This is a genomic window from Arcticibacterium sp. (assembly GCF_055134445.1).
The window spans coordinates 1-9,508 of the sequence record NZ_JBSRVI010000089.1 but is presented as its reverse complement, the minus strand read 5'-3'; the positions used below and the strand labels follow the sequence as shown (position 1 = coordinate 9,508).

Sequence of the window (9,508 nt, the reverse complement as noted above, 5' to 3'; positions counted from 1 at the left end):
GATAATCTGCCAAAAGAGGAGCTATCATATCTCCTAAACCAGCATTCTGTAAAACCTTACCAAAAACACCACCGGCTCCTGTAATCATAACGATGGAGGCCGAATCTAAAAGAGCTTTGCCTACCCATCCTTGCGTAGAAAGCATATCTTTTTTCAGCTTTTTAGGAAGCGTAAAAGCAATTAATAAACCAATGATAAGCGAAATAATGGGCGTACCTACAAAGTCCAAGATATCTTTTAGGCTCCCTGCTCCAATAATGCTGTATAAATCATTAAAGGATTTTATGACAATTAATAAAAGTGGAATTAAAACAGGCACGATAGAATGCATGAATGAAGGTGCCGTTTCTAATTTCTTCTCAAAATCGTCCTCACCCATTTCTGGAGCTGGGTCTAGCCAAAATTTAGAAGCATATTTTTTGGCAAAAATAATTGGGGGAATTAGAGCAATAAGGCTTATAACTGCACCAAAAGCGATAACTAAGCCCAAGTCTGCCCCAATAATGGCTGCCGTAGCAATAGGACCAGGTGTAGGTGGCACCATGGTGTGTGTGGCCATTAAACCCGTAGCTAAACATACCGTGGTAACTGTTAAAGAAAGCCCAGCCTTTTTAGTTAAGGCTTTATTGAGTGAATTTAGAATCACAAACCCACTGTCCCCAAAAACGGGAATGGAAATAAGCCATCCCACCAAAGACATGGCCTCTGGCACTCTTTTTTTACCTATTAATTTTAAAACACCGTTGGCCAACCTAACTGCACCACCGGTATTTTCTAAGAATGCCCCAATCATAACCCCCACAATAATAACCAAACCAATACTACCAAGGGTTTTCCCGAAACCATCATTAATAGAAGTAATTAGATCTGCCATGGGGACTCCTGCCGCTAAGCCAAACAAAATGGCTACAAAGAGGAGTGCAAGAAATGGATGTAATTGAAATTTAGTGGTACTGATGACAATCAATGCCACAGCTAGGATAAGAAGAATGATTAGCATGTATTTTATATAGGGTTGATACCGTGAAAATAAGCAAATAATCACGCTTAAATAAAACCACTACTATTTAATCTGCAAAACATCCAATTCTACAAAGGAAACCCTGAAAAAGGCTGACTTAAGATATTGCTTTAGACTTCTTTATAAAAAGCCTTTAATACCTCTTCGGCTTCCTTATGTTGAGGACAAAACTTATCTCTTGACGCTTTTGACGCTTCTTTAAAAGGAAACCATTTCCAAGCAAAACCACCAGCAAACCATGGCTGCTTCCAAACTTCATCGAAAAGCGACTGATAAGCTCTAGCTTGAATTCCTTCATTATCTGGTAAAGAATAATCTGTCTCCCAGGGTTTTTCTGCCGCAAAATCACAACTTCTATACCCATATTCTGTAAAAAGAATAGGTTTCGCCAGTCTTGAAGAAACACGTTCCATTTTCTTCAAATGCTTTGACCATCCTGCTTTTAAAGAAGCTAAATCAGGACTTTTCTCGTTGGATAAGGGAAAGTATCCATCTACCCCTATAAAGTCTAATTGATTCCAAAAAGGTACGTCATCATAGCAGTCCCAGTTTTCTGCATAGGTCAGTTTCCCAGAATAAACCTTTCTAATATCTTCTATCAATTTAAACCAAAAGTTTGGCCTTTCTGCCACCATGGTTTGCATTTCAGTTGCGATACAAAAAAGCTCCACATCATTGTCTTCTGCTATTTTGGCATATTGTAAAATATAGCCTCCAAAACTCTGCTCAAACGCCTTCCAATCCTCCTCAGAAGATAGTTTAAAGTCCCCAGTATACATGCCTCTGCCATGCCACATATGCGGCTTGAGCATCACTTTCTGACCATTTTCATGAGCAAGCCTAATACATTCAATTACACCTGAAGGCTGTTCCCCCCACCATTGATGTCCTTCTTTAGGCAAATCGCTCAATTTGGCATACCTAAAAGTGGCCTCTCCATCTTTCACAAAGCCATAAGGCATCAAAGCCGTCCAATCTGCATGCACCCTTTGAGTAGATACAAAATGAGAGGAATCTATGGGCTTATTGGGTGCCACAAAAGATAGTCCTTTCATTTTATCTCCTTTATACATAAATGGGTCTTTAGAACCCTCTGAATAGGCAAAGTATCCTGCTATCAGCATTATAAAAAGCCCAGAAGTTAATAGTTTTGTTTTCATATCTATTTGAAAGAGTCACAAGTTAAGAAAATAAGATGCAAGAAGAAAAACTGGAAGATGCTCACAAGTTTAAACTTTGGAAAAGCCACTTAGAAAAAAGCGGACTCATCATCCATCATGTAGAAGAAGTTTACACCAGAAGAAGATATAATGGGGAAGTGCTTTTTTCCACGCTCATGTTAAATGCTAGCACGCCGGAGGGTGATAAAATACCACCCATATGTTTTCTTAAAGGTGAAGTAGTTTGTGTCCTGATTTGTCTTATTGACGAAGTCACCGAAGAAAAGTACCTTATTTTGGTGAAACAAAGACGCATTGCAGAAGGCAACCACACCTACGAACACCCTGCCGGAATGGTGGATGGGCTACAAACGCCAGAAGCCATTTCTATACAGGAAGTAAAGGAAGAAACGGGTATTGAAATAACAGAAAGTCAACTGATAAATCTTTCTCCAAATAAAAGGCTGTTTCCAAGTACAGGCACCAGCGACGAATCTATGTATCTATTTGCGGCAGAACTCAAAATGAGCAAAGCACAGATAGACTCTTACGAAAACAAAGAAATGGGAACGGCCTATGAGTTTGAAAGAATTACAACGCATATTTTCCCGTTTGCGGAAGCTCATGCATTGATAAACAATACCAATGGCATGTTGCTCAACTACCTGTATCTTAAACATGTGAAAGATTTTGAGCTTTTAAAGAAGCTCTAGTTTTTCACAAACCTAAACGACTGGCTTCTGCCATCCAAATTCACTCTTAGAATGTAAATCCCTGGTGAATAATTAGCTACCGTCTTATTTAGGTTTCTTTTCAGGTTTTTCCATTTCCCTGCGTCTGTTCTCAGTAGCTGCCCATGATTATTGAAGACATGGTAGTTTAAATCCATTTCATCTAATCCATCCATACCCGTGAGATTAATCTTTAAATCCACTGGGTTTGGACTTAATTCCAAACCCAGAACCACCTCCTCTCCAGGACATAAAGGCTTAATAAAATATGAAATTGTAGGTCCTAGTCCTGTATTGTCATGAACAAAAAGCTTTATCTCATATCTATACGATTGTTCATCACAAGGAATTGGAGCCAAAAATGTAGTCGCTTTTAAGGTATTAAATGAGGTAATCAAGTGCGAGTGTTCTTCATGGTGCAATACCACCGACCAGTCATAATATAATTCTTCATTAGGATTATGGTTCTGTACAACGGCACTTAAATTTAGCGTAAGACCATCCTCATTTTTAAACTTTGTGATGCCTTGCACGGAGGTAGAAATGACCTCCGGCGGAAAATTATTAACATGCACTTTAAATTGTTTGACGGTCGACTTTCCTGCTTCATCTGTAATGGTTAACATTGGCCGATGTAGCTTCTCCTCGCTGTCTGTATATCTAAAATCAGCAACAGCGTTGGTGGAAGAAAAACCATTTCCAAAGTCCCATAGGTAGGTCAATTTTTGACCTTCAGGGTCAAAAGAACTGCTGGCGTCAAACCTAACATTAAGCGGAGCAGCTCCATAAATAGGGTCAATAAAAGCTGCAGTTACTGGCGGAAAGTTGGGATTGGGCTCATTATATATTCTCCTTATTTCGTGGGTATTCGGAAAGAAAAAATTCATGTAATAAATACTGCCATCTGTAGGGTCCTCCGCAAAGCAAACAGGGTGTACATTCTCAGAAATACTCACCACTTCATAAGGATTCCCTCTAAAATCAAACTTGAAGATTTTGACCCAACCTTCATAATCTCCTTGAATATAGGTGTCTTTATATCCCTCAAAATGTTGGGTACTTAACCAAACACCACCAATAGATGAGTTACCTGAAAAAGGCTCACCTAAAAACTCTGGAGAACCTACCGTGTAAGCTTCACCATCTACAAAAGCCTGAGCAATACTACCACGCCATTCTAAAACAGGGGCAATCGCATTTTCTGGAAAATACTGAGGGTCACTAAAAAGCTTATTCCTATAGCTTATGCCTTCAAAATATGGCCATCCAAAATTGGCTCCTCCTCCGTCAATAACATTGATTTCTTCTCGGTTTTCCCAACCTACATCGCCCACATAAAATGTACCTGGGTCTCCTAAGGTCACATCTGTGCTTCCAGTTTCTGGCTTTAAACTAAATCTAAAAGGATTTCTCAGACCATAGGCCCAAATTCTAGATTCAGCAGAACGTGGTTCATTTTCTTGATAAAATGGATTTGAAGGATAACCGTTTCCATTTTCAGGATTTATCCTCAACATTTTGCCATTCAAAGAATTAAGATTTTGTGCTCTATAAGGACCTATGTTTTGGTCTTCGGTAATAATACCTTCTTGTAGCGGTAGGGTAACCAATTCGTAATAAAAAGCATCACCATTTTGAAAAGGAGGGTTTCTGGCAATGGCTGCATCGCCGGATGTTACCATAAGACTATTATCCGCTCCAAAAACTAAAGAGCCCATGCCATGATTATCCATTAAAACTGGGATACCCGTGGTGTGTGTTTCACCAATCAACACTTTTCTGGATTTTAAATCCACCGTATCTTGACGAATAGTATAACGTGTAACTCTGCCAATAGAAGCAGAAAATACGTCATCATTGGCTCTGCTATAAAAAATAGAATCTTTATAATAAAGGTAGTTTCTGTCAACAGCGTAAAGCAGGTAGAAATAGCCATTTTCTAAAAAATCTGGGTGTAAAGCTAAGCCATTTAAGCCGTGATCTAGGTAATCATAAACCTCCGCAGAAAGATCTAAAAGCAGCCGCTTAGCTCCTGATTTTTTGTCTACTTTAAAAACGGTTCCTCCTTTTTCCCAAGCGTACATTTGACCGCTTTTATCAAAGGTAAGTCCCGTAGGAGAAATATAGTCTTCTGAGATTAATTCATCTACAAAACCAGGTGGCTGTGCAGATAAAGAGAAGCTACATAAAAGCAAAAATAAGAGCCTTTTCATCTTGTATGAATTCGTTTTCTTAACTAGGAACGTAAGTCTATTGTGGGTGTTTGGTTTTTGGGTGGGTATTTTTAAAGAATCCCACCCAAAACAATAATTAAGCTATACTCATTTCTAAAATAGCACTTGCGGCTTTAGCATCAATGTCGCCATGCTCACCGAAAGCATTACCTCTTTCTTCGAAACGTTTGGCTATTTCTTTGATGGTAGCTTCGCCAATGCCATAGGCTTTACCACTCGTAGGAATACCCAGTGATTCGTAAAAGTCAATAGTCTTTTGAATGGCTCCTTCTACCAATTCTTCGTTCGTTCCAGAAAGACCCCAAACACGTTGAGCATATTGTTTCATTTTCTCTTTCTTGGCCTCAAGTTTAAAACGCATTAAATGGGGCAATACAATGGCCAAAGTTCTAGCATGATCTATACCATGTAGAGCTGTTAACTCATGTCCAATTTGGTGTGTAGCCCAGTCTTGTGGTACACCCACATTGATCCAGCCATTGAGTGCCACAGTGGCAGCCCAAACCAAATTAGATCTGGCTTCATAATCTTCTGGATTTTCAATGGTCTTTGGGCCTACAGTCACCAGTGTCTGAAGAATGCTTTCTGCAAATCTATCCTGAATTTCAGCACCTACATGGTAAGTCAAATATTGCTCCATGACATGCGTGAAAGCATCTGCCACACCATTAGCCACTTGTCTTTTAGGTAATGAAAAGGTCGTTTCAGGATCTAAAACAGAAAACTGAGGAAACAAAAGCGGATGACCAATAGCAAACTTCTCGTCGGTTTCCTTTTTACTAATCACCGCCACAGAATTCATCTCTGAACCTGTGGCAGGCAAAGTCATCACAGAGCCTATCGGCAATGCCTCACCATACTTTGCTTTTTTTCTTATGATATTATTCCATTCATCACCACCTGTAAAAGGGATGGCCACCGCCATAAATTTGGTACCATCTAATACAGAACCTCCACCTACAGCCAATAAGAAGTCAACCTTCTCTTTTCTAGCAACCTCTACCCCTGCCATTAAGGTTTCAAAAGTGGGATTGGCTTCTATACCACCGAATTCAATGACATCATAACCCGTAAGTGCCTCAATGACCTGCTCGTGTACCCCATTGGAGAAAATGCTACCGCCGCCATAAGTCAACATAACTTTGGCGTCTGCTGGTATATTTTTAGGCAACTGAGCTATTGTGCCCTTACCAAAAATAACTTTTACTGGGTTTTGAAACGTGAAGTTATTGAACATTATTTTATAATTTATTGATGATAAATAGTCTTTCTTTTACACCAATCCTAACAGATCAGGAAGGTTAAAAGTTTGTCTATTAGGAAGTTTTTACCCACGTTTCCTAAGCCTACTTCTTAGTATACAGGCTTCTTATTAAGCTTTGATTCTTAACTCATTTTTCTTAACTTAAAGTATCAAACGGCATAAATGAAAAAAATCTTCCTCCTTCTTTTTTGGCCATTTATTGGAACAGCTCAAAACTATGATGCCCATAGAAATATGGCAGAGAACCCATCTTATATCTTGGACGAATATTATGAAATCATAAAAAGTGATACCGCACAAACTCAAATAATGCATTTCACTAAGTACTTTTTTCAAGGCAGCACCATAGAGAAAAAAGAATACGCTTTAGGTACACCGTACCTCAATGACCAAGAGTGGCACAAAGGCACTTTAAAACTACCTGGTCAAAAAGAAGTAGAAGGCTATCTTAGTTATAACTTGGTATTCCAACGTGTACACTTTAAGCCTAACTCTTTTAGTACACAAAGGATATTTGTCGAGCCAGAATACTTCGTAATTGATAATGTCACATACTCTAGTTTTCCTGAAATAAGCTTGATGGCTTTTGCATACTTCACGCATTATAAAACAGTGAATTTCGATTTGCTCAGTGATAATAGAAAAGTGCAATCAAACGACATAAATTTGGAAATTTTAGACCCATACAACATACACTCAAAAAAATATACTGCAGAGTTTATTGATAAACCTGGATACTTCATTTTTAAAGATGGTGAAGCCTACAAAGTGGAAGACAGAAATTATTTCTACAAGCAGTTTGGTCTATCTAAAAAGGAGTTAAAACAATTTAAAGAGGAAAGAAATATCAATTTCCAAGAACAGCAAAGCGTTGAAGTTTTATTGGCACATTTGTCAAATCAATGACTTTAGAATCTTAACGGCGGCTTCTAACTCCTCTTCTGTAGAAGATGCAAAACCTAAGCGTGTGCTATTTAAATGTGGATAGCTACCGCAATGTTGATTTCCGTCAGAGAAATACAAATCCTTTTTCAAAGCCCTTGACGCCAGTTTTATCAAATCAATATCATCATTAAACTTGCTCCAAATGGACATGCCACCCATGGGCTTTTCGAAATTTAGATAACTATCTAATTCCTCTGTCAAGAGTTCTGAAAAATAGTCGCGTCGCTGCTCGTAAATCCTCTTATTTTTTCTAAGATATCGTTGTACTGTTCCCAGTTTCAAGAGTTCGGCTACTGCCAATTCTAACAGCGTATCCCCTTGACGATCTACCAATCGTCTTATTCTAGCCATAAGGTCAATCTGCTCTTTATGAGCCACCAAATAACCGAGGCGAAATACAGGCGAGATAGACTTGGTAAAGGAACCCGTATATAGCACAAAATCGCCATGATGTGTGGAAGCCAAAGGCATGATAGGGTGGCTGGTATAATGGAAGTCGTAATCATAATCGTCTTCAAAAATGTAAAAGCCATATTTCCTTGCCAGCTGCACGAGCTTCACTCGCCTGTAAGCCGGCATGATAACCGTGGTAGGATATTGATGATGGGGCGTCACATAAAGCATTTTGAACTCATGAATTTGGCAAAGCTCTTCTAGATGCTCCACATCTAAACCTTCTTTGTCTACCCGCACATAGACCACCTCTGCTCCATGGTATTTAAAATTAATATCTGCCGAAGACCAGTTTAGTATTGGCATCGCCACGGTATCCCCTTTTGAAACGAAAGTTTGGATGGCTAAATAAAGGGCTTGGGTAACACCTCTGGTAATCATAATTTGGTCCGGACTGACATCGAGAGCTCTTGTTTTCAGTAAATAATCTGCCAAAACCTCTCTTAAAAACAGATGCCCTTTAGTGTCGGCATAGGTATATTTGGTATAAAGATTACCAGCCGTCAATGCCGTTTTATAAGCCCTGCTTAATTCTGATATAGGGGCGAGTCGAGGGTCTGGAAGCCCATCATCCAAATGATATTTCTCTTTGGTTAGGTGTAAATTCCTTTTTAAGATATGAGGTACCACCACTTCATCGGCTTTGCCTTTATCATCTTCCGAAACTTTCAATTCTGTTGGTGCATCCGTTTCAATTTTCGTGGCGATGAAAGTACCTCTGCCTGGTTTAGTCTCTAACCAACCTTGGTTAATCAACTCGTCTAGAGCAGACAATACGGTTTTACGATGTATGCCCCAAAGCTTTGCCAGTGTTCTGCTGCCCGGTAGCTTTGCCCCTGCCCTAATAGTACCTGCTTGCACGTTTTCTATAAGCTGGTCAGCTATTTGCCTAAAAACTGGTTTCTCACTTTCCTTATCAATTTTAATAAGCTCTACCATTACTGGACTATTTAGTTTACACTTTATGGACTATTTACACCACCCAGTAAAACTCTAGTTTTGTTTCATCAATAACAAGAATTATGGAAAGAAAAACCAAAAGAACCACGCCAAGCAGAATGGCGAATCAAAGAGCCCACTATGACGACCAACAGATTTATGACATTCTTGATGAAGCCCTTTTTTGCACCATTAGCTATGCTGAAAATGGTGACCCTTTTAGTATTCCACAGTCTTTTGTGAGAATAGGAAACTATGTTTATTTACATGGCTCTGTAGGCAGTCATTTAATGCGAATGCTTTCTGACGGCAGGTCGGTGTGTATTTCTGTAATGCTAGCAGATGAATTGGTGATAGCCAAAACGGCTTTCCATCATTCCGTAAACTATCGGTCGGTGGTGATTTTTGCCAAAGGAGAACTACTTGAAAGTCAAGAATTAAAATATGACGCCTTTAAAGCCCTAACGGAGAAAATGGTACCCCATAGCTGGGATTATCTGAAACCTATGAGCAAAAAAGAAGTGGACAAAACCACGGGTATCAGGTTTTCTTTAGACGAGGCTTCCGCTAAAATTCGTCAAGGAGACCCTGGCCATGAAGAGGATGAAATGGATTTACCTATCTGGACGGGTTTGATTCCTATAAAACCGCTTCGTCAAAAGCCAGTACCTGATAGCCATGGTGCCAAAATTGATTTACCTGTACATTTGAAATGACGTGCATGGGTACGACACGTTTGTCATGATTTTAGTAAAAATCAC

The 9,508-nt window shown here is 39.3% G+C and carries 8 protein-coding genes; 3 read left to right on the top strand and 5 right to left on the bottom strand.

The window, feature by feature from the left end:
- On the bottom strand, nucleotides 1–1,000 hold a 1,000-nt coding region (locus tag ACTBZY_RS12065), incomplete at its 3' end, for a GntP family permease (protein WP_463046598.1).
- A gap of 131 nt (nucleotides 1,001–1,131) precedes the next feature.
- On the bottom strand, nucleotides 1,132–2,181 hold the full coding sequence (locus ACTBZY_RS12060) for a glycoside hydrolase family 113 (protein WP_463046597.1): 1,050 nt from the start codon (nucleotides 2,179–2,181) through the stop codon (nucleotides 1,132–1,134).
- A 35-nt stretch (nucleotides 2,182–2,216) separates the two neighbouring features.
- On the opposite strand from ACTBZY_RS12060, the gene ACTBZY_RS12055 reads away from it, so the two are divergent.
- Nucleotides 2,217–2,894 (top strand): NUDIX hydrolase, encoded by a 678-nt coding sequence (locus tag ACTBZY_RS12055; RefSeq protein ID WP_463046596.1) that lies wholly within the window; start codon nucleotides 2,217–2,219, stop codon nucleotides 2,892–2,894.
- Here the strand turns inward: ACTBZY_RS12055 and ACTBZY_RS12050 are convergent.
- Both ACTBZY_RS12050 and ACTBZY_RS12045 read right to left on the bottom strand, forming a co-directional pair.
- Nucleotides 2,891–5,125 carry a PQQ-dependent sugar dehydrogenase gene (locus ACTBZY_RS12050; protein ID WP_463046595.1) on the bottom strand — a complete coding sequence of 745 codons (2,235 nt, stop codon included), beginning with the start codon at nucleotides 5,123–5,125 and terminating at the stop codon, nucleotides 2,891–2,893. The two genes, ACTBZY_RS12055 and ACTBZY_RS12050, sit on opposite strands and share 4 nt — an antisense overlap.
- A gap of 97 nt (nucleotides 5,126–5,222) precedes the next feature.
- Entirely contained in the window at nucleotides 5,223–6,383 is a 1,161-nt protein-coding gene (locus ACTBZY_RS12045; RefSeq protein ID WP_463046594.1) for an iron-containing alcohol dehydrogenase, read from the bottom strand.
- A 189-nt stretch (nucleotides 6,384–6,572) separates the two neighbouring features.
- Here ACTBZY_RS12045 and ACTBZY_RS12040 point away from each other — a divergent pair, with 189 nt between their 5' ends.
- Complete coding sequence (locus tag ACTBZY_RS12040) at nucleotides 6,573–7,316, top strand: hypothetical protein (protein ID WP_463046593.1); 744 nt, start codon at nucleotides 6,573–6,575, stop codon at nucleotides 7,314–7,316.
- Here ACTBZY_RS12040 and ACTBZY_RS12035 read toward each other — a convergent pair.
- The gene (locus ACTBZY_RS12035; RefSeq protein WP_463046592.1) at nucleotides 7,305–8,747 is read right to left on the bottom strand and encodes an aminotransferase-like domain-containing protein; all 1,443 of its coding nucleotides are present in this window, start codon (nucleotides 8,745–8,747) and stop codon (nucleotides 7,305–7,307) included. The genes ACTBZY_RS12040 and ACTBZY_RS12035 overlap by 12 nt on opposite strands.
- An 83-nt stretch (nucleotides 8,748–8,830) precedes the next feature.
- On the opposite strand from ACTBZY_RS12035, the gene ACTBZY_RS12030 reads away from it, so the two are divergent.
- Complete coding sequence (locus tag ACTBZY_RS12030) at nucleotides 8,831–9,463, top strand: pyridoxamine 5'-phosphate oxidase family protein (RefSeq protein WP_463046591.1); 633 nt, start codon at nucleotides 8,831–8,833, stop codon at nucleotides 9,461–9,463.
- The last annotated feature ends 45 nt before the right edge of the window (nucleotides 9,464–9,508 follow it).

Bases quoted from the DNA above. Each gene is read 5' to 3' on its own strand.
- ACTBZY_RS12060 (WP_463046597.1), bottom strand. From the start codon at position 2,181: ATGAAAACAAAACTATTAACTTCTGGGCTTTTTATAATGCTGATAGCA.
- ACTBZY_RS12055 (WP_463046596.1), top strand. From the start codon at position 2,217: ATGCAAGAAGAAAAACTGGAAGATGCTCACAAGTTTAAACTTTGGAAA.
- ACTBZY_RS12050 (WP_463046595.1), bottom strand. From the start codon at position 5,125: ATGAAAAGGCTCTTATTTTTGCTTTTATGTAGCTTCTCTTTATCTGCA.
- ACTBZY_RS12045 (WP_463046594.1), bottom strand. From the start codon at position 6,383: ATGTTCAATAACTTCACGTTTCAAAACCCAGTAAAAGTTATTTTTGGT.
- ACTBZY_RS12040 (WP_463046593.1), top strand. From the start codon at position 6,573: ATGAAAAAAATCTTCCTCCTTCTTTTTTGGCCATTTATTGGAACAGCT.
- ACTBZY_RS12035 (WP_463046592.1), bottom strand. From the start codon at position 8,747: ATGGTAGAGCTTATTAAAATTGATAAGGAAAGTGAGAAACCAGTTTTT.
- ACTBZY_RS12030 (WP_463046591.1), top strand. From the start codon at position 8,831: ATGGAAAGAAAAACCAAAAGAACCACGCCAAGCAGAATGGCGAATCAA.